The sequence below is a fragment of the Bacillus sp. B28 genome (assembly GCF_029536185.1).
GTDB classification, from domain to species: domain Bacteria; phylum Bacillota; class Bacilli; order Bacillales; family Bacillaceae; genus Bacillus; species Bacillus halotolerans.
On record NZ_CP120511.1, the window covers coordinates 1,637,687 to 1,658,453 of the forward strand.

The window sequence follows — 20,767 nt, forward strand, 5'->3', positions numbered from 1 at the left end:
GCACATTTCATTTATGAAATATGTAAATCGGCGCTAAACGAATGCAGAAAGATGTGGTAAAATAAGTGGGAAATTACGCCTTATAAATGTTTGTCGAAAGGTTGGATCATCATGAATACATATCACCCATTCAGTCTCACCACCCCCTCGACACTCATGATACAAGACTGGAAACAAACGAATCAAAACGATGCGGAAGTCATTGCCGGGTTTACTACGAAAAACGGCGGTGTCAGCCAAAAACCTTTTGAGTCGTTAAATACAGGATTGCACGTTCATGACAAAGATGCAGATGTGGTTAAAAATCGTAAATATATAGCCGATATGTTTAATATTGATTTGCAGTCTTGGGTATTTGCTGACCAGACACACGACAATCGCGTCCAAAAAGTGACGCAGAGGGACAGGGGAAAAGGCGCCCGTGAGTATCACTCAGCTTTTAAAGCAACAGACGGGCTCTATACAAATGATAAAAATGTATTTTTGGCATTATGCTTTGCTGATTGTGTGCCTCTATTCTTTTTCGATCCGGTGAAATCGCTTGTCGGGATTGCTCATGCCGGATGGAAAGGCACGGTCAAACAGATTGGCAGAGAAATGGTGAAGCAATGGACCGAACAGGAGGGCTCGAAGCTTTCTGATATATACGCTGTTGTCGGACCGTCTATCTGCGGTGCGTGCTATACGGTAGATGACCGTGTGATGAATGCTGTCCGCGCATTGCCGTTTTCAGCAGATCGCGCCGTGAATCAGACGGGGCAGGGGCAGTATCAGCTTGACCTGAAAGAGCTGAACCGACTCATACTGGTCGACAGCGGTTTGGCAAATGAGCAGATTTCTGTCAGCGGTTTATGTACGGAAAGTGAGCCGTCACTTTTCTTTTCCCATCGGCGAGATCAGGGGAAAACAGGACGGATGATGTCCTTTATCGGAATGAAGGAGGCATAAAAGATCTTGCGTGTTGTTGATCATTTACGACATATAAACGAACGAATAAACGAAGCATGTAACAGATCGGGCCGCAGATCCGATGAAGTTACGGTTATTGCAGTCACAAAATATGTGTCGCCTGAAAGAGCACAGGAGGCGGTAGATGCGGGCATCACGTGCCTCGGAGAGAACCGGGACGCCGAACTGCTTCGCAAACAGGAAATCATGAAAGGAAATCCGGAATGGCATTTTATCGGCAGCCTTCAATCAAGAAAAGTAAAAGCTGTCGTCAATTCAGTTTCCTATATTCATTCCCTGGACCGGCTTTCATTAGCGAAAGAAATTGAAAAACGGGCTGAAGGTGCTGTCCAATGCTTTGTGCAGGTCAATACCTCGCTTGAGCCCTCTAAACACGGCATGAATAAAGAAGAAGTGATACCATTCATACAGGAACTTTCCGGCTTTGACAACATTGTTGTGGCCGGACTGATGACAATGGCTCCGCTGACTGATGACCAAGATGAGATTAGAAGCTGTTTCCGAACGCTTAGAGAACTTCGTGATCAGGTTCAAGAGCTGAAACAGCCGAACGCTCCGTGTACAGAACTGTCGATGGGCATGTCAAATGATTTTGAAATCGCGATTGAAGAAGGGGCTACTTATATTAGAATCGGCTCATCGTTAGTCGGAAATGAAACAGGGGGTGTACAGCAATGAGTATGAAAAATAAACTGAAAAACTTTTTCTCAATGGATGAAGAAGAATACGAATACGAATATATTGAAACTGAGCGGGATTCTCATGAAGAACAGGAACAAAAAGAAAAACCTGCTTATAATGCTGGTAAACCAGCAGCCAAACAGAATGTAGTAAGCTTGCAAAGTGTTCAGAAATCCTCTAAAGTGGTGTTGAGTGAGCCGCGCGTTTATGCGGAGGCGCAGGAAATAGCCGACCATCTGAAGAACAGGCGGGCAGTTGTCGTCAATCTTCAGCGGATACAGCATGACCAGGCGAAACGGATTGTTGACTTTTTAAGCGGCACCGTTTATGCCATTGGCGGCGATATCCAAAGAATCGGTTCAGATATTTTCCTATGCACGCCTGACAACGTAGATGTATCAGGCACAATTTCTGAGCTCATATCTGAAGACGATCAGAGGTGGTAAAGCGAGATGATCCTTTATCAAGTTTTTTCGGTTTTAAGCTTATTAATTACAATATACTCATTTGCCCTGATCATATATATTTTTATGTCATGGGTGCCGAGTACGAGGGAAACAGCAGTCGGACGGTTTTTAGCGTCGATCTGTGAACCATATCTCGAGCCATTCAGAAAAATCATCCCTCCAATTGCAATGCTGGATATCTCGCCAATCGTGGCCATTCTTGTGCTGCGGTTTGCAACAACCGGCTTGTGGGGGCTTTATCGCATGATTGCGTTTTAAGGTGACAGTTTGATAGGGGGCTTGGCAGCAGCCAAGCCTCTTTACATAGAAGGGAAAGACGATGAGCGATATTTATCAGCACTTCAGAAAAGAGGAGCGTGCCTTTATCGATCAGGCGCTCGAATGGAAAAGAATTGTCCAGGAGCAGTACCGGATGAAGCTGACCGACTTTTTAGATCCCCGGGAACAGGTCATTCTCGCTGCGGTCACGGGACAGGCAGATGTAGGACTGGCTTTTTCCGGCGGCTATGACAGAGCGGAGCGAAAACGGGCCATTTTATATCCTGAGTACATCACGCCGGAAGAATCGGATTTTGAGCTTCAGGCGTTTGACGTTCGCTATGCTGAAAAATTTGTGACGGTTGATCACCGGTCTCTCCTTGGTTCATTAATGGGAATCGGTCTGAAGCGGCAAAAGTTTGGCGATTTCGTGTTTTCAGAGACGGCGGTGCAAATCATTGTCTCAGCTGATACAGCCGATTTTGTTGCGGCTCAGCTTACCCATGCCGGAAAAGCTGCAGTCAAGCTTGAGAAAATTGACTTGTCAGACCTTGAAATTCCTGCACTGGATGTCGAAATAAGAGATGACACCGTTTCTTCTTTAAGGCTTGACGCGGTCTGCGCCTCTATGAGCAGGCAATCACGCCAGAAATCACAAACGCTGGTGAAAAACGGTCTCGTAAAAGTGAACTGGAAGGTTGTTGAAGACCCTTCTTACCAGGTTGCTGAAGGGGATATGCTCTCTATCAGGGGCTTTGGCCGCTGCAGCCTGACAAAAATCGAAGGGAAAACCAAAAAAGACAAGTGGAGAGTCACGTTTGAACGACAAAAATAGTCGGTTTTTCAGTTTTTTTCTCCATCTGTGCGAAATTTGTTTTATAATGTGAACTAGATAACCGTACTGAAATGTAAAAAATGGAGGTGGCATCATGCCATTAACGCCGAATGATATTCACAACAAGACGTTTACAAAAAGTTTTCGCGGATATGATGAAGACGAGGTAAATGAATTCTTAAGTCAAGTCAGAAAAGATTACGAAATTGTTCTCCGTAAAAAAACAGAGCTTGAAGCGAAAGTCAATGAGCTCGATGAAAGAATCGGACACTTTGCCAACATTGAAGAAACGCTGAATAAATCGATTCTGGTTGCCCAAGAAGCAGCTGAGGACGTAAAGCGCAATTCTCAAAAGGAAGCAAAGCTGATTGTTCGGGAAGCGGAGAAAAACGCTGATCGCATCATCAACGAATCTTTATCGAAATCAAGAAAAATCGCAATGGAAATCGAAGAGCTGAAAAAACAGTCTAAAGTGTTCAGAACACGTTTCCAAATGCTGATTGAAGCGCAGCTTGATCTTCTGAAAAATGATGATTGGGATCATTTGCTTGAGTATGAAGTCGACGCTGTGTTTGAGGAAAAGGAATAAATTCTCTGATTACCTTGACATTTTCTTAGCTTGTCGAATATAATACGTTCATAAATTCAGATGAAAAGACGGTTGAAAGGGACAGTCATGTTTCCATCATGCCTTCATAGCGACCCGGAGATGGTGAAAGTCCGGGATGGCCGGAATCATGTAGATCAGCCCTTAAGTTTCCTTTCTGAACTCACAGTAGGTTAGGACGTTCATCACGTTACGATGCTCGAGAGGAAAAAGCGTAAGCCTGGCTTTTTCTAAAAGGGTGGTACCGCGAGATAAGCTTTCTCGTCCCTTATGGGATGAGAGGGCTTTTTTTATTTTCTGAAAAAATTGGTGGAGGAATGAAAATGGATTACAAAGACACGCTCTTAATGCCGAAAACAGATTTTCCGATGCGAGGCAACTTGCCAAACCGTGAGCCTGACATGCAAAAGAAATGGGAGGAGCAGGATATCTACAGTCTAGTACAGGAACGGACGAAAGACCGCCCTAAATTTGTTTTACATGACGGGCCTCCGTACGCAAACGGCGATATCCACATGGGCCACGCGCTTAACAAAATTTTAAAGGACTTCATCGTCCGCTACAAATCAATGAGCGGGTACAACGCACCGTATGTACCAGGCTGGGATACACACGGGTTGCCGATTGAAACAGCTCTTACAAAAAACAAAAAAGTGAACCGCAAAGAAATGTCAGTAGCTGAATTCCGCAAGCTATGCGAAGAATATGCATGGAAGCAAATTGAGGGTCAACGCGAGCAATTCAAGCGTCTTGGAGTCCGCGGCGACTGGGAAAATCCATATGTGACACTGAAACCGGAATATGAAGCGCAGCAAATCCGCGTTTTCGGTGAAATGGCAAAACGAGGCTATATTTATAAAGGCCTTAAACCGGTTAACTGGTCACCTTCAAGTGAGTCTGCTTTAGCTGAAGCGGAAATCGAATATCAAGACAAACGCTCAGCATCTATTTACGTTGCGTTTGGCGTGAAAGACGGAAAAGGCGTGCTTGAAAACGGCGAGCGCATCATCATTTGGACAACAACGCCTTGGACGATTCCTGCAAACCTCGGCATTTCAGTTCATCCTGATCTGGAATACAGCGTGATTGCAGTCGGTGATGACCGCTTTGTTGTAGCAAGTGCACTGGTTGAAGCTGTAGCTTCTGCATGCGGCTTTGAGCAGTATGAAGTGACAAGAACGATCAAAGGAAAAGATCTCGAAAATATTATCGCTGAACATCCGCTATACGGCAGAGATTCACTCGTTATGCTTGGCGATCACGTGACAACTGACGCCGGAACAGGCTGTGTTCATACAGCACCTGGACATGGGGAAGATGACTTTATCATTGGCCAAAAATACGGCTTAGACGTCCTTTGTCCGGTTGATGAAAAAGGTGTGATGACAAGCGAAGCTCCTGGCTTTGAAGGTATGTTCTATGATGATGCAAACAAAGTGATCACACAGCAGCTCGAAGAAAAAGGCGCGCTCGTGAAGCTTGAATTCATTACACACTCCTATCCGCACGATTGGAGAACAAAGAAACCAACCATTTTCAGAGCAACTGCGCAATGGTTTGCGTCTATTAAAGATTTCAGATCAGACCTGCTGGATGCCATTAAAGAAACCAAATGGGTTCCTGAATGGGGCGAGCAGCGTTTGCACAACATGGTTCGTGACCGCGGAGACTGGTGTATTTCCAGACAGCGTGCATGGGGTGTGCCGATTCCGGTATTTTATGCTGAAAACGGCGAGCCAATCATCACAGATGAAACGATTGAGCACGTTTCAGAATTGTTTAGACAACATGGCTCAAACATTTGGTTTGAAAAAGAAGCGAAGGATCTTCTTCCGGAAGGCTTTACGCATCCTGGAAGCCCGAACGGCACTTTTACAAAAGAACAGGACATCATGGATGTTTGGTTTGATTCTGGTTCTTCCCACCAAGCGGTGCTTGAAGAACGCGAGGATCTCGTTCGGCCGGCTGATTTATACCTTGAAGGCTCTGACCAATACCGGGGCTGGTTTAACTCATCTCTATCAACAGCAGTAGCCGTAACAGGAAAAGCGCCATATAAAGGTGTGCTCAGCCATGGGTTTGCACTGGATGGAGAAGGACGCAAAATGAGTAAATCCATCGGTAACGTCGTCGTTCCAGCAAAAGTCATGAAACAGCTTGGCGCCGACATTTTGAGATTATGGGTGTCTTCTGTTGACTACCAGGCGGATGTTCGCGTGTCTGATGCGATTCTGAAGCAGGTTGCTGAAGTATACCGTAAAATCCGCAACACGTTCCGTTTCCTTCACGGCAACCTGTTCGATTTTGATCCAAAAACAAACGCGGTGGCTGTTGAAGATCTTCGTGAAGTCGATCAGTATATGCTGATTAAGCTAAACAAACTGATTGATAAAGTGAAAAAAGCGTATGACGAATACGAATTTGCGGTTGTGTATCACAGCATCCATAATTTCTGTACAATTGAATTAAGCTCATTCTATCTGGATTTCGCTAAGGATATTGTATACATTGAGCATGCGGATCATCCGGATAGACGCAGCATGCAGACTGTATTCTATGAAACGCTGCTTGCGTTAGTGAAGCTTACAGCACCGATTCTGCCTCATACCGCTGACGAATTATGGTCTCACTTAACATTTGTTGACGAGCAGAGCGTTCAGCTGACAGACATGCCGGAAACGATTGCGGTTCCAAACAGCGAAGCGACAGAAGATAAGTTTGACCGTTTTATGTCTCTTCGTGATGATGTGCTAAAAGCGTTAGAAACAGCACGAAATGAAAAAATCATCGGTAAATCATTGGAAGCAAGCCTGAAATTGTATCCGAATAAAGAAAACAAAGAGCTATTAGCTTCTATTAAAGAAAATCTTTCTCAGCTGTTTATTGTTTCTGAATTAACCATCAGCGAAGAAAATAAAGCGCCAAACGATGCGCAAAGCTTTGAGACAGGGAAAATCACTGTCGAGAAAGCTGAAGGCGAAATGTGTGAGAGATCCCGTGTGATTTCTAAAGATGTAGGTGCGAACCCGAAATATCCTACATTGTCACTGCGCAACGCTGAAATCGTTGAAAAGTATTATCAGAACTAATGAAAAGAGCCCGGCGCAAAAGCCGGGCCTTTTTTTGTGCCAAGAGTGACATCGTTTAGAATGGCAGGAAAAATCTTATGGGCTTTAGATCATCATTCACAGGTAACAATATAGGTATTACGTTAAGAGCAGGAGTTGTGATGAATGAATGATCAACTGACCGCAATTTATACGGAACTTCTTCTGATGAAAGAAGAATTACAGTCGAGATTATTTGAGTATTCTTGCTTTCAGGTTTCAACAAGCCCGCAAGCAGCAATCAATCATAAACAAAAAGCAACTCTGATCTATCATATTAAAGAAGAGCTTCAAGACGTTCTTCTCGCATTGTCGAAAATTGAGGACGGCACATTCGGATACTGTGAAGAAACTGGAGCTCCTATTCCTCTTTCAAAGCTGGCTGTGCTGCCGACAGCGCGAACAGCAAATGATTTTCTGTATTCAGTCCAATTTGAAAAAAAAACACTTCCTCTGTGGAAATCAACTGATATCGAATATGATCAGGCGCTGTATGAATAACAGCGCCTCTCCGATTAAGTCTGTATAGAGGCTGATATTTCTTTACTCCAGTGCTTTTTATTGATAAAATGCATAATGGACTAAAGTAACCGTATAATGGAGGAACGTTTGTGCTGTATTACGTTATCGCACTACTTATTATCGCAGCTGATCAACTGACAAAATGGCTTGTTGTCAAGAACATGGAACTTGGACAAAGCATACCGATCATTGATCAGGTATTCTATATCACCTCCCATCGCAATACGGGTGCGGCGTGGGGGATACTAGCCGGTCAGATGTGGTTTTTCTACCTCATCACAACTGCAGTCATTATTGGTATTGTTTATTACATACAGCGTTATACGAAAGGGCAAAAGCTTCTTGGTGTTTCCCTTGGACTCATGCTTGGCGGCGCCATCGGCAATTTTATCGATCGGGCTGTCAGACAGGAAGTGGTGGATTTTATCCATGTCATTATCGTCAATTACAATTACCCGATTTTTAATATCGCGGACTCTTCATTATGTGTCGGCGTAATGCTTTTATTTATACAAATGCTGTTGGACAGCGGGAAAAAGAAGAAGGAGCAATAGCATGAATCAATTTGACATAACCGCTTCAGAAGAACAAAAAAGTGAGCGGATTGATAAATTTCTGGCATCGACTGAAAATGGTTGGTCGAGAACCCAGGTGCAGCTATGGGTGAAGGACGGACAAGTTGTCGTGAACGGAAGCCCTGTAAAATCGAATTATAAAATTCAGCCGGGGGATCAGGTGACCGTCACTGTGCCTGAGCCTGAAGTGCTCGACGTGCTGGCAGAACCTATGGATCTGGATATTTACTATGAAGATCAGGATGTGCTGGTCGTCAATAAACCTCGCGGAATGGTTGTGCACCCAGCTCCCGGGCATCTTACGGGTACACTTGTAAACGGCCTTATGGCTCATTGTACGGACCTATCCGGAATAAATGGCGTGATGCGCCCGGGGATTGTCCATAGAATCGATAAAGACACGTCTGGCTTACTAATGGTGGCGAAGAATGATATGGCGCACGAGTCACTTGTAAACCAATTGGTCAACAAAACGGTTACGCGGAAATATACGGCAGTTGTCCATGGGCTTATTTCTCACGATGACGGTACAATTGATGCGCCGATCGGGCGGGATAAGAAAGATCGGCAAAGCATGACTGTAACACGTGATGGAAAAAACGCCGTCACTCATTTTCATGTTCTTGACCGCTTCCAGGAGTTTACGCTTGTGGAATGCCAGCTTGAAACAGGAAGAACGCACCAAATCCGTGTGCATATGAAGTATATCGGATTCCCGTTAGCGGGGGATCCGAAATACGGGCCGAGAAAAACGATCGATTTTAACGGACAGGCGCTTCATGCCGGAATTTTAGGTTTTCAGCATCCGCGCACTGACGAATATATTGAATTTGAGGCACCGCTTCCTGAGGATATGTCTGCTTTAATTGAAAATTTGAGAAAAACCCGTTGACAGGGCATCTCTTTTTTGAAATAATAAACGAAGCTGAATAGATTCTTTAAAACAGTCCAGAGAGGCTGAGAAGGATAACGGATTGACGGGATACGTGTATATGCACGCACCTTGTCCTAAAACCCCTCTCTGCCAATGGCAAGAGAGGTTTTTTCTTCTAAATGAACTGTGAGGTGTCACATAATGAATCAAAAAGCTGTCATTCTCGACGAACAGGCAATCAGACGTGCGCTGACCAGAATTGCTCACGAAATGATTGAACGCAATAAAGGGATGAACAACTGCATCCTTGTCGGTATCAAGACAAGAGGCATTTACTTGGCAAAACGCCTCGCCGAACGGATTGAACAGATTGAAGGGAATCCTGTAACGGTTGGAGAAATTGATATCACCCTTTACAGAGACGATCTATCCAAAAAAACGAGCAATGAAGAACCGCTTGTGAAAGGTGCAGATATACCGGTAGACATCACAGATCAAAAAGTAATTGTCGTAGATGATGTTCTTTACACAGGAAGAACGGTCAGAGCCGCAATGGACGCCCTTGTCGATGTAGGCAGACCTTCCTCGATTCAACTGGCTGTGCTTGTTGACAGAGGACACAGAGAACTGCCGATCCGAGCAGATTACATCGGGAAAAACATCCCGACTTCAAAAGCTGAAAAGGTTATGGTTCAGCTTGATGAGGTTGACAAAAACGATCTCGTCGCCATTTATGAAAATGAATAATGTATCACCTTTTTAAACGCAATCCAGAGAGGTTGCAAAGAGGTGCACAGCGAAGCCCCGAAAGTATGCGGCCGGTCTTTGTATGCCTCTTTGCGTAAAAACAGCAAAGAGGTTTTTTTATACAGTTATTAAGTCATCCTAATATGAAAAGTCATCAATCAGGGGGAAAATCATCATGAGTAAGAAAAAAGTTAATTTAGGAGTCAGGGAAATCCCGAAACCTTTCTCTTGGGTTTCGTTCAGCCTGCAGCATTTATTCGCGATGTTTGGCTCAACGATTTTGGTTCCGAAGCTGGTCGGAATGAGTCCTGCTGTTGCATTGGTGACGAGCGGTATCGGAACACTTGCTTACCTTCTGATCACGAAAGGACAAATACCAGCGTATCTCGGTTCATCCTTTGCCTTTATTTCTCCGATCATCTTGGTAAAAGCGACCGGCGGACCCGGAGCGGCAATGATTGGTGCGTTTCTGGCAGGGCTTGTGTACGGGCTGATTGCCTTGCTGATCAGACAGCTCGGAACAGGCTGGCTGATGAAGCTTCTCCCGCCTGTCGTCGTAGGTCCGGTTATTATCGTCATTGGACTGGGGCTGGCCGGCACAGCGGTAAATATGGCCATGTATGCTGATCCGAATGCCAGTGAGCTGGTTTACAGCTTAAAACATTTCAGTGTTGCAGGTGTCACTTTAGCGATCACGATCATTTGCGCGATTTTCTTGCGGGGCTTCTTAAGCTTAATCCCGGTTTTGATCGGAATCATCGGCGGATACTTGTTTGCCTTGACTCAAGGAATTGTCAACTTCCAGCCGGTGCTTGACGCGAAATGGTTTGCAGTTCCTGAATTTATCATCCCGTTTAAAGATTATACACCGTCAGTGACGCTTGGCATCGCCGCAGCAATGGTCCCTGTCGCATTTGTTACCATGTCAGAGCATATCGGCCACCAGATGGTGCTGAGCAAAGTTGTAGGGCAAGACTTCATTAAAAAACCGGGTCTCCATCGCTCAATAATGGGCGACAGCGCGGCCACAATCCTTGCTTCCTTGATTGGCGGCCCGCCTACAACAACTTATGGAGAAAACATTGGCGTACTGGCCATTACGAGAGTGTTCAGCGTCTTTGTTATCGGAGGCGCGGCAGTGATTGCCCTTTGTTTCGGGTTCATCGGCAAAATATCTGCACTTATCAGTTCAGTCCCGTCAGCGGTTATGGGAGGCGTTTCCTTCCTGCTGTTCGGCATCATCGCTTCAAGCGGTTTGAGAATGCTGATTGACAACAAAATTGATTATGAAAATAACAGAAACCTCATCATCACATCAGTCATCCTTGTAATCGGCGTAGGCGGCGCATTTATTCAGGTGTCTGAAGGAGGATTCCAAGTGTCGGGCATGGCGCTTGCGGCAATTGTAGGTGTCATCTTAAACCTGATACTTCCGCAAGCGAAGGAAGAGCAGGCAGACACATTCGAACAACATCATATTTAAACCTTTTAATGAAAGTCCAGAGAGGCTTGGAAGGGTTATAAAGAGAAGAAAGCTTCACGCTGCTCCTCTATTTAACCGTACCCCGAGTCTATCCAAGACCGGGGTTTTTTCAGCCTTAAACAAGTTGAAATGAGAGGGGAAAGAAAATGAAGCATTTAACGACGATGAGTGAACTCAGCACTGGGGAAATCAAAGACTTGCTTCAAACTGCTCAAGACCTTAAAAACGGAAAAACAGACCATCAGCTGACAGGTAAATTTGCAGCGAATCTGTTTTTTGAACCAAGCACCAGAACACGATTCAGCTTTGAGGTAGCTGAAAAGAAACTGGGCATGAATGTCCTCAATCTTGACGGAACAAGCACCAGCGTACAAAAAGGCGAAACCTTATATGACACAATTCGAACGCTCGAATCAATCGGTGTTGACGCGTGTGTCATCAGACACAGTGAGGATGAGTACTACAAAGAGCTTGTCGGACATGTAAATATCCCGGTTCTGAATGCGGGAGACGGGTGCGGCCAGCATCCGACACAATCATTGCTTGATTTAATGACAATCAATGAAGAATTCAATACGTTCAAAGGTCTTACCGTCTCCATTCACGGCGACATTAAGCACAGCAGAGTCGCGAGGTCTAATGCTGAAGTGTTGACAAGACTCGGTGCCTGCGTTCTGTTTTCCGGTCCGCCGGAATGGCAGGATGAAGAAAATACGTTTGGCGCGTATGTCCCAATGGATGAAGCAGTAGAGACTTCGGATGTTGTCATGCTGCTGCGTATCCAAAATGAAAGACATCAGTCAGCTGTCAGCCAGGAAGGCTATTTAAATGAATTCGGCTTGACTGTAGAACGGGCTGAACGTATGAAGCAGCATGCGATTATTATGCACCCGGCGCCTGTGAACAGAGGAGTGGAGATTGATCACAGCTTAGTAGAAAGTAAAAAATCAAGAATCTTCAAACAAATGCAAAATGGCGTATTTATCAGAATGGCAGTGTTACAGCGAGCCTTACAAACCAATGCGAAAAGAGGAGAAGCAACGTATGTCATATCTCATTAAAAACGGCTGGATACTTAACGAAAATGGTGAAAAAACAGAACGGGATATTCGGGTGACAGGAGAGGTCATCTCAGAAATCGGCAAGCTTGATGCAACAGATGGAGAAACGGTTATTGACGCGAAAGGATTGCTCGTTTCACCGGGGTTTGTTGACCTCCATGTACACTTTAGAGAGCCTGGCGGAGAGAAAAAAGAAACCATTGAAACAGGCGCAAAAGCAGCGGCGCGCGGCGGTTATACAACAGTAGCAGCTATGCCGAATACACGGCCGGTTCCTGATACGAAGGAGCAGATGGAATGGGTGCAAAATCGCATTAAAGAAACATCATGCGTCAGAGTCCTTCCTTATGCATCTATTACGATCAGACAAATTGGCGATGAGATGACAAACTTTGAAGCATTAAAAGAAGCTGGGGCATTTGCATTTACAGATGACGGCGTCGGTATACAGACAGCAGGAATGATGTATGAAGCAATGAAACGCGCAGCCGCGATTGACAAAGCGATTGTCGCACATTGCGAGGATAACTCCTTAATTTACGGAGGCAGCGTCCATGAGGGGACGTTTTCAAAAGCGAACGGGCTTAACGGCATTCCTTCTGTGTGTGAATCGGTTCATATTGCCCGTGACGTGTTACTGGCTGAGTCGGCAAACTGCCATTACCATGTATGCCATATCAGCACGAAAGAATCTGTGAGAGTCGTGCGTGATGCGAAAAAAGCGGGAATTCGGGTCACAGCAGAAGTTTCACCTCACCATTTACTGCTTTGTGATGAAGACATTCCCGGGCTGGATACAAACTATAAAATGAACCCGCCGCTCCGCGGTGCGGAAGATAGAGAAGCACTGATTGAAGGACTTTTAGACGGAACGATCGACTTTATAGCAACCGACCATGCGCCGCATACAGAAGAAGAGAAAAACACAGAAATGAAGCTGGCGCCGTTCGGAATTGTCGGTTTGGAAACAGCGTTCCCGCTTCTTTACACACATTTTGTTAAAAACGGCAGCTGGACGCTGAAACAGCTGATTGATTATATGACAATCAAGCCTTGCGAAGCGTTTGGTCTCCCATATGGAACGCTGAAAACGGGACAAGCAGCTGACATCACATTAATCGATTTGGAAAGAGAAGCAGTTATAGACAAAGAAACATTCTTATCTAAAGGTAAAAACACACCATTTAACGGCCTTAACTGCAGCGGCTGGCCAATCGCTACAATTGCAGCAGGAACGCTTGCTTATGAAGAAGGGAGACTTGTGAAATGAAAAGACGATTAGTACTGGAAAACGGAGCGGTATTTGAGGGGAAAGCCTTCGGGAGCTTGGAGCACAGCATGGGAGAAGTCGTTTTTAATACCGGTATGACTGGTTATCAGGAAATTTTGTCAGACCCTTCTTATTGCGGGCAGATCGTTACGTTAACATATCCGCTTATCGGAAATTACGGCATTAACCGTGATGACTTTGAATCTATTACGCCTTTTGTTAAAGGATTGATTGTGAAAGAATTATGTGAACTGCCTTCCAACTGGCGTTCAGCTTACACATTGGATGAGTATTTAAAAATGAAAAACATTCCGGGACTGCAAGGAATTGATACAAGAAAGCTGACGAGAATGATCCGCACGGCAGGCGCGCTAAAAGGAACGTTTGCCTCACCTGATGAAGAAATCGAAGCAGTGCTAAAAAGACTGAACGAAACTGAACTGCCGAGAAATCAAGTATCCCAAGTGTCAGCCAAAACAGCATACCCTAGTCCGGGAAGAGGCAAACGCATTGTCTTGGTGGACTTTGGCATGAAGCACGGCATTTTAAGAGAGCTGAACAAACGGAAATGTGACGTCATTGTTGTGCCTTACAATGTAACAGCAGAAGAAGTCCTTCAGCTGAAGCCAGACGGCATCATGCTTTCTAACGGACCTGGTGACCCGAAAGATGTGCCTGAAGCAATTGAAATGATAAAAGATGTTCTTGGAAAAGTGCCATTATTCGGAATTTGTCTCGGCCACCAATTATTTGCGCTGGCGTGCGGAGCCGATACTGAAAAAATGAAATTCGGTCACAGGGGCTCTAACCATCCGGTAAAAGAACTTGCAACCGGAAAAGTTGCCTTAACATCCCAAAACCATGGCTATACAGTTTCATCTATCAATGAAACAGAGCTTGAAGTCACACACATCGCGATAAACGACGATACGATTGAAGGGCTGAAACACAAAACACTGCCGGCATTTACGGTTCAATATCATCCGGAAGCATCACCCGGTCCTGAGGACGCTAATCATCTATTTGACAGATTTATCGAAATGATCGAAACAACAGAGAAAGAAGGGGAAGCGGTATGCCAAAACGCGTAGACATTAACAAAATTTTAGTAATTGGGTCAGGACCAATTATCATCGGTCAGGCAGCTGAATTTGATTATGCGGGAACTCAAGCCTGCCTTGCATTAAAAGAAGAAGGCTATGAGGTTATTCTTGTCAACTCAAACCCTGCGACGATTATGACTGATACAGAAATGGCTGACCGGGTTTACATCGAACCGCTGACATCTGAATTTCTGACACGGATCATCAGAAAAGAACGTCCTGACGCCATTCTTCCTACACTCGGCGGGCAAACAGGCTTGAATCTTGCGGTTGAGCTTTCTGAGCAAGGTGTGCTGGAGGAGTGCGGCGTTGAGGTGCTCGGCACAAAGCTTTCTGCAATCCAGCAAGCTGAGGACCGTGACTTGTTCAGAACATTAATGAATGAGCTGAATGAACCCGTCCCTGAAAGTGAGATCATTCACTCGCTAGAAGAAGCGGAGAATTTCGTCAGCCAAATCGGATTTCCTGTCATTGTCCGCCCTGCATATACATTAGGCGGCACAGGCGGAGGGATTTGCTCCACCGAAGCTGAGCTGAAAGAAATTGTAGAAAACGGCTTAAAATTAAGCCCGGTTCACCAATGTTTGCTTGAAAAAAGCATTGCCGGCTACAAAGAAATCGAATACGAAGTCATGAGAGACAGCCAAGATCATGCGATTGTCGTTTGTAATATGGAGAACATTGATCCGGTCGGAATCCATACAGGAGACAGTATTGTCGTCGCACCGAGCCAAACGCTCAGCGACCGGGAATATCAGCTCCTCCGGAATGTATCTTTAAAACTGATCCGTGCGCTTGGAATTGAAGGCGGATGTAACGTACAGCTCGCTTTAGATCCAGACAGCTTCCAATACTACATCATTGAAGTGAACCCGCGTGTCAGCCGTTCATCTGCCCTAGCATCAAAAGCGACAGGCTATCCGATCGCAAAGCTCGCAGCTAAAATCGCCGTCGGCCTTTCATTAGACGAGATGATGAATCCGGTGACAGGTAAGACATATGCAGCGTTTGAACCAGCGCTGGACTATGTCGTATCTAAAATACCGCGCTGGCCATTTGATAAGTTTGAATCAGCAAACAGAAGGCTCGGCACTCAGATGAAAGCGACGGGAGAGGTAATGGCGATTGGCCGCACGCTTGAAGAATCGCTGCTGAAAGCTGTGCGTTCACTGGAAGCTGATGTGTATCATCTTGAATTAAAAGATGCCGCTGATATTTCAGACGAGCTTCTTGAGAAGCGGATTAAAAAAGCCGGAGACGAGCGTTTATTCTACCTGGCTGAAGCGTACAGAAGGGGCTACACAGTTGAGCAGCTTCATGAATTCTCTGCCATCGACCTCTTTTTCCTGCATAAGCTGTTCGGAATCGTTCAGTTTGAAAAAGAGCTGAAAGCAAATGCGGGCGATACAGATGTGCTGAGACAGGCAAAAGAACTCGGATTCTCTGATAAGTACATCAGCCGCGAGTGGAAAATGAAAGAATCTGAACTCTACAGCATGAGAAAACAAGCGGGAATTGCACCGGTATTTAAAATGGTGGATACGTGCGCGGCGGAATTCGAATCAGAAACGCCATACTTCTACAGCACATATGAAGAAGAAAATGAATCTGTTGTTACAGATAAGAAAAGCGTGATCGTACTTGGCTCCGGCCCGATTCGAATCGGCCAGGGGGTTGAATTTGACTACGCTACGGTTCACTCTGTGTGGGCAATTAAACAAGCAGGCTATGAGGCAATTATCGTCAATAATAACCCGGAAACCGTGTCGACCGATTTCAGTATCTCAGACAAGCTGTACTTTGAACCGCTTACGATCGAAGATGTCATGCATATCATTGACCTCGAACAGCCGATGGGCGTTGTCGTGCAATTTGGCGGACAAACTGCAATCAACCTTGCTGACGAACTTTCTGCACGCGGAGTCAAAATCCTTGGAACGTCATTAGAAGATTTAGACCGTGCGGAAGACCGGGATAAGTTTGAACAGGCGCTGGAAGAACTTCAAGTGCCGCAGCCGCTTGGCAAAACTGCGACATCGGTTGATCAGGCGGTAAACATCGCAAGCACCATCGGCTATCCGGTACTGGTGCGCCCTTCATATGTGCTTGGCGGACGGGCGATGGAAATTGTCTATCATGAGGAAGAGCTGCTCCATTACATGAAAAACGCAGTCAAAATCAATCCGCAGCATCCAGTCTTAATTGACAGATATCTGACTGGGAAAGAAATCGAAGTGGATGCGGTGTCTGACGGCCAAACCGTTGCCATTCCGGGAATCATGGAGCACATTGAGCGTGCGGGCGTGCACTCCGGAGACTCCATCGCGGTCTATCCGCCGCAGTCTCTGACGGAAGACATTAAGAAAAAAATTGAACAATATACGATCGCACTTGCAAAAGGGCTGAACATTGTCGGCTTGCTCAACATTCAATTCGTCCTGTCACAAGGTGAAGTATACGTGCTTGAAGTCAATCCGAGATCAAGCAGAACGGTGCCGTTTTTAAGCAAGATCACGGGCATTCCGATGGCAAACCTCGCGACAAAAGTCATTCTCGGGCAAAAGCTGGCTGAGTTTGGCTACAATGAAGGCCTGCAGCCTGAACAGCAGGGCGTATTTGTAAAAGCGCCGGTCTTCTCCTTCGCGAAGCTGAGAAGAGTGGACATTACGTTAGGGCCTGAAATGAAATCAACAGGAGAGGTCATGGGCAAAGATTCCACTCTTGAAAAGGCCCTCTATAAAGCCCTGATAGCTTCAGGAATTCAAATTCCTAACTACGGTTCCGTGCTTTTAACAGTGGCTGATAAGGACAAAGAAGAAGGGCTTGCCATCGCTAAACGATTCCATGCGATCGGGTATAACATTTTAGCGACCGAAGGAACGGCGGGGTATCTCAAGGAAGCGTCAATTCCAGCGAAGGTCGTCGGAAAAATCGGCCAGGACGGCCCGAACTTGCTTGATGTGATCAGAAACGGAGAAGCCCAGTTTGTCATCAATACGCTGACAAAAGGAAAGCAGCCGGCGAGAGACGGATTTAGAATCAGACGTGAATCAGTAGAAAACGGTGTTGCCTGCTTAACATCTTTAGATACGGCAGAAGCCATTTTGCGGGTGCTGGAAAGCATGACGTTCCGTGCCGATCAAATGCCGGCAATCAACACAAATCAGGAGGCGGCAATCACTATATGAAAAAAGCGTATTTGACGGTGTGTGCTAACCAGCAAATTGCAGACCGGGTGTATCAAATGGTTCTAAAAGGGGAGCTTGTCCAAGGGTTTAATGTCCCGGGACAGTTCCTTCATCTGAAAGTGAGCGAAGCGGTTACGCCTCTTTTGCGAAGACCAATCAGCATTGCTGATGTTAACTTTGAAAAAAATGAAGTCACCATGATTTATCGAGTAGATGGGGAAGGAACAAGACTCTTGTCGCTGAAGCAGAAGGGAGATCTCGTGGATGTCCTCGGGCCTTTGGGCAATGGCTTTCCAGTAGATGAAGTCCAACCCGGAAAGACGGCTTTGCTGGTAGGAGGTGGTGTAGGAGTGCCGCCTCTCCAAGAACTGTCGAAACGTTTAAAGGAAAAAGGCGTAAAGGTCATACACGTTTTAGGATTCCAATCGGCAAAGGATGTTTTCTACGAAAAAGAATGCGGACAGTACGGCGACACGTATGTGGCAACAGCTGACGGAAGCTACGGGGAAACCGGGTTTGTCACAGATGTCATCAAACAGAAAAATCTTGAATTTGACATTCTCCTCAGCTGCGGGCCGACACCGATGCTAAAGGCGCTCAAACAAGAATACGCCCACAAAGAGGTTTACATTTCCATGGAAGAACGAATGGGCTGCGGTATCGGTGCATGCTTCGCCTGTGTGTGCCATACAAACGAAAGTGAGACATCCTATGTAAAGGTATGTCTTGACGGACCTGTATTTAAAGCTCAGGAGGTGGCGCTGTAATGCTAGAGGTGAAATTGCCGGGGCTGGATTTGAAAAATCCGATCATTCCCGCATCAGGCTGCTTCGGTTTTGGAAAAGAGTTTGCGCGTTTTTATGATTTGTCTTGTCTCGGAGCAATCATGATCAAAGCTACGACAAAGGAGCCCCGCTTCGGGAATCCGACGCCTAGGGTAGCTGAGACTGGCGCTGGAATGCTCAATGCGATCGGTCTGCAAAATCCAGGGCTGGAAAGCGTCTTAGAAAATGAGCTGCCATGGCTTGAGCAATTTGATACGCCTATTATTGCCAATGTCGCCGGCTCACAGGTCGAGGATTATGTTGAAGTCGCACAACATATCAGCAAAGCGCCTAATGTCCATGCGCTTGAATTGAACATTTCCTGTCCGAACGTCAAAACAGGCGGAATTGCTTTTGGCACAAATCCTGCCATGGCTGCTGATTTGACGAAGGCTGTTAAAAAAGTGTCAGATGTGCCTGTATATGTGAAGCTTTCTCCGAATGTGGCAAACATCACAGAAATTGCGGTAGCGATCGAAGAGGCGGGTGCGGATGGTCTAACGATGATCAACACATTAATCGGCATGAGGCTCGATTTAAAATCAGGCAAGCCAATATTAGCCAATAAAACTGGAGGGCTTTCGGGTCCTGCTGTAAAGCCTGTTGCCATCCGCATGGTGTATGAGGTCAGCCAGGCTGTCAGCATTCCGATTATCGGGATGGGAGGCGTTCAGACGGCCGAAGACGCATTGGAATTTCTTCTGGCTGGAGCAAGTGCGGTCGCTGTCGGAACAGCAAATTTCGTGAATCCTTTCGCATGCCCTGACATCATTGAACAGCTCCCAGCTGTTTTACGCCGATACGGCTATGAATCTGTTGAAGAATGCATCGGAAGGAGCTGGAAGCATGAAAAACAACCTGCCCATCATCGCGCTTGATTTTGCATCAGCTGAAGAAACACTGTCATTTTTAGCGTTTTTTCACAAAGAACCGTTATTTGTGAAGGTTGGAATGGAGCTTTTTTATCAAGAAGGCCCGGCTATCATTGCACAATTAAAAGAAAGAAACTGTAAGGTCTTTTTAGATTTAAAGCTCCATGACATTCCGACCACGGTGAATAAAGCAATGAAGCGTCTTGCCTGCCTTGGAGTCGATCTCGTTAATGTTCACGCAGCCGGAGGCAAAAAAATGATGGAAGCAGCCTTGGAAGGCCTAGAGGAAGGCACGCCGGCAGGAAAACAACGTCCGTCACTTATTGCGGTAACCCAGCTAACAAGCACATCTGAACAAATGGTGAAGGATGAGCTGCTCATCAGAAAGCCTCTCATCGACACGGTTGTGCACTACAGCAAACTGGCGGAGAATAGCGGACTTGATGGAGTAGTGTGCTCTGTGCATGAAACAAAAGCCATTTACGAAGCAGTGTCGCCGTCGTTTTTGACGGTGACCCCGGGTATCCGTATGTCAGCAGACACTGCGAATGATCAAGTTCGCGTTGCAACGCCTTCTATAGCAAGAGAAAAAGGGTCATCAGCAATTGTTGTGGGACGCTCTATTACAAAAGCTCTAAATCCGCTAAAAGCCTATGAAGCTGTCAAACTCGAATGGGAGGGAATCAAACAATGAAACAAATCATCGCAAAACATCTATTAGACATTCAAGCTGTATTTTTATGCCCGAATGAGCCGTTTACATGGGCGAGCGGCATTTTATCGCCAATTTACTGTGACAATCGCCTTACCCTTTCTTTCCCAGAGGTAAGAAATGATGTTGCTGCAGGCATCAGCAAGCTTATCCAGGAGCATTTCCCGGAAGCTGAGATGATCGCAGGAACAGCGACAGCAGGTATCCCTCATGCGGCATTGGCGGCTGACCGTTTGAACCTGCCGATGTGTTATGTGAGAAGCAAACCGAAAGCACATGGAAAAGGCAATCAAATTGAGGGTGCAGTTCAAAAAGGCCAAAAAACAGTTGTCATAGAAGATTTAATTTCCACAGGGGGCAGCGTACTCGAAGCTGCAGCAGCTCTGAAAACCGCTGGCTGTGAAGTGCTTGGTGTGGTATCAATCTTTACGTATGGACTTCCTAAAGCGCAGGAAGCGTTTGCTGAGGCTGATCTTCCATACTATTCGTTAACTGATTATGACACACTGACAGAGGTTGCACTTGAGAATGGAAATATTCATTCAGATGACCTGAAGAAGCTGCAAACATGGAAAATGAATCCCGAGTCAAAAGATTGGTTTAAAAATTAAA

Annotated in this window: 20 protein-coding genes and 1 other annotated feature; all 20 genes read left to right on the forward strand. The window is 45.8% G+C overall.

Annotation, left to right across the window (positions count from 1 at the left end):
- Positions 1-111: 111 nt before the first annotated feature.
- The 20 genes from pgeF to pyrE all read left to right on the forward strand — a co-directional run bounded on the left by pgeF (position 112) and on the right by pyrE (position 20,766).
- Positions 112-948, forward strand: coding sequence for a peptidoglycan editing factor PgeF (pgeF, locus tag P3L57_RS08280; protein ID WP_069486505.1), 837 nt, complete (start codon positions 112-114; stop codon positions 946-948).
- 6 nt (positions 949-954) lie between these two features.
- Complete coding sequence (locus P3L57_RS08285; protein ID WP_059292820.1) at positions 955-1,647, forward strand: YggS family pyridoxal phosphate-dependent enzyme; 693 nt, start codon at positions 955-957, stop codon at positions 1,645-1,647.
- Positions 1,644-2,096 carry a cell division protein SepF gene (gene sepF / locus P3L57_RS08290; RefSeq protein ID WP_024121333.1) on the forward strand — a complete coding sequence of 151 codons (453 nt, stop codon included), beginning with the start codon at positions 1,644-1,646 and terminating at the stop codon, positions 2,094-2,096. Before P3L57_RS08285 ends, sepF begins: the two co-directional genes overlap by 4 nt.
- A 6-nt stretch (positions 2,097-2,102) precedes the next feature.
- Entirely contained in the window at positions 2,103-2,375 is a 273-nt protein-coding gene (locus P3L57_RS08295) for a YggT family protein (RefSeq protein WP_003221463.1), read from the forward strand.
- A 61-nt stretch (positions 2,376-2,436) separates the two neighbouring features.
- Complete coding sequence (locus tag P3L57_RS08300; RefSeq protein WP_059335826.1) at positions 2,437-3,210, forward strand: YlmH family RNA-binding protein; 774 nt, start codon at positions 2,437-2,439, stop codon at positions 3,208-3,210.
- A gap of 94 nt (positions 3,211-3,304) precedes the next feature.
- Positions 3,305-3,799 carry a septum site-determining protein DivIVA gene (gene divIVA / locus P3L57_RS08305; RefSeq protein ID WP_010334179.1) on the forward strand — a complete coding sequence of 165 codons (495 nt, stop codon included), beginning with the start codon at positions 3,305-3,307 and terminating at the stop codon, positions 3,797-3,799.
- Between the two features lie 62 nt (positions 3,800-3,861).
- Positions 3,862-4,089, forward strand: a binding site (T-box leader).
- A 51-nt stretch (positions 4,090-4,140) separates the two neighbouring features.
- Positions 4,141-6,906: an isoleucine--tRNA ligase gene (gene ileS / locus P3L57_RS08310; protein ID WP_069486628.1), complete on the forward strand. Its 2,766-nt coding sequence runs from the start codon at positions 4,141-4,143 to the stop codon at positions 6,904-6,906.
- Between the two features lie 144 nt (positions 6,907-7,050).
- On the forward strand, positions 7,051-7,425 hold the full coding sequence (gene ylyA, locus P3L57_RS08315; RefSeq protein ID WP_024121336.1) for a sporulation-related RNA polymerase-binding protein YlyA: 375 nt from the start codon (positions 7,051-7,053) through the stop codon (positions 7,423-7,425).
- 110 nt (positions 7,426-7,535) lie between these two features.
- Positions 7,536-8,000 carry a signal peptidase II gene (lspA, locus tag P3L57_RS08320; protein ID WP_010334181.1) on the forward strand — a complete coding sequence of 155 codons (465 nt, stop codon included), beginning with the start codon at positions 7,536-7,538 and terminating at the stop codon, positions 7,998-8,000.
- 1 nt (position 8,001) lies between these two features.
- Positions 8,002-8,913 (forward strand): RluA family pseudouridine synthase, encoded by a 912-nt coding sequence (locus tag P3L57_RS08325; RefSeq protein ID WP_069486506.1) that lies wholly within the window; start codon positions 8,002-8,004, stop codon positions 8,911-8,913.
- Positions 8,914-9,096: 183 nt separating this feature from the next.
- Positions 9,097-9,642, forward strand: a complete 546-nt coding sequence (gene pyrR, locus P3L57_RS08330; RefSeq protein ID WP_024121338.1) for a bifunctional pyrimidine operon transcriptional regulator/uracil phosphoribosyltransferase — start codon at positions 9,097-9,099, stop codon at positions 9,640-9,642.
- Positions 9,643-9,817: 175 nt separating this feature from the next.
- Complete coding sequence (gene pyrP / locus P3L57_RS08335) at positions 9,818-11,125, forward strand: uracil permease PyrP (protein ID WP_044155960.1); 1,308 nt, start codon at positions 9,818-9,820, stop codon at positions 11,123-11,125.
- Positions 11,126-11,271: 146 nt separating this feature from the next.
- Complete coding sequence (locus P3L57_RS08340; RefSeq protein ID WP_044155959.1) at positions 11,272-12,186, forward strand: aspartate carbamoyltransferase catalytic subunit; 915 nt, start codon at positions 11,272-11,274, stop codon at positions 12,184-12,186.
- A complete protein-coding gene (locus tag P3L57_RS08345; protein ID WP_069486507.1) occupies positions 12,170-13,456 on the forward strand; it encodes a dihydroorotase in 1,287 nt (428 codons plus the stop codon). The genes P3L57_RS08340 and P3L57_RS08345 overlap by 17 nt, the downstream gene beginning before the upstream one ends.
- Complete coding sequence (locus tag P3L57_RS08350) at positions 13,453-14,547, forward strand: carbamoyl phosphate synthase small subunit (protein ID WP_069486508.1); 1,095 nt, start codon at positions 13,453-13,455, stop codon at positions 14,545-14,547. The genes P3L57_RS08345 and P3L57_RS08350 overlap by 4 nt, the downstream gene beginning before the upstream one ends.
- The gene (carB, locus tag P3L57_RS08355) at positions 14,532-17,747 is read left to right on the forward strand and encodes a carbamoyl-phosphate synthase (glutamine-hydrolyzing) large subunit (RefSeq protein ID WP_069486509.1); all 3,216 of its coding nucleotides are present in this window, start codon (positions 14,532-14,534) and stop codon (positions 17,745-17,747) included. The genes P3L57_RS08350 and carB overlap by 16 nt, the downstream gene beginning before the upstream one ends.
- On the forward strand, positions 17,744-18,514 hold the full coding sequence (gene pyrK, locus P3L57_RS08360) for a dihydroorotate oxidase B electron transfer subunit (RefSeq protein ID WP_044155954.1): 771 nt from the start codon (positions 17,744-17,746) through the stop codon (positions 18,512-18,514). The genes carB and pyrK overlap by 4 nt, the downstream gene beginning before the upstream one ends.
- Positions 18,514-19,449, forward strand: a complete 936-nt coding sequence (locus tag P3L57_RS08365; protein ID WP_069486510.1) for a dihydroorotate dehydrogenase — start codon at positions 18,514-18,516, stop codon at positions 19,447-19,449. Before pyrK ends, P3L57_RS08365 begins: the two co-directional genes overlap by 1 nt.
- Positions 19,418-20,137, forward strand: a complete 720-nt coding sequence (gene pyrF / locus P3L57_RS08370; RefSeq protein WP_069486511.1) for an orotidine-5'-phosphate decarboxylase — start codon at positions 19,418-19,420, stop codon at positions 20,135-20,137. Before P3L57_RS08365 ends, pyrF begins: the two co-directional genes overlap by 32 nt.
- Positions 20,134-20,766 (forward strand): orotate phosphoribosyltransferase, encoded by a 633-nt coding sequence (gene pyrE, locus P3L57_RS08375; protein ID WP_069486512.1) that lies wholly within the window; start codon positions 20,134-20,136, stop codon positions 20,764-20,766. Before pyrF ends, pyrE begins: the two co-directional genes overlap by 4 nt.
- Position 20,767: the final 1 nt, after the last annotated feature.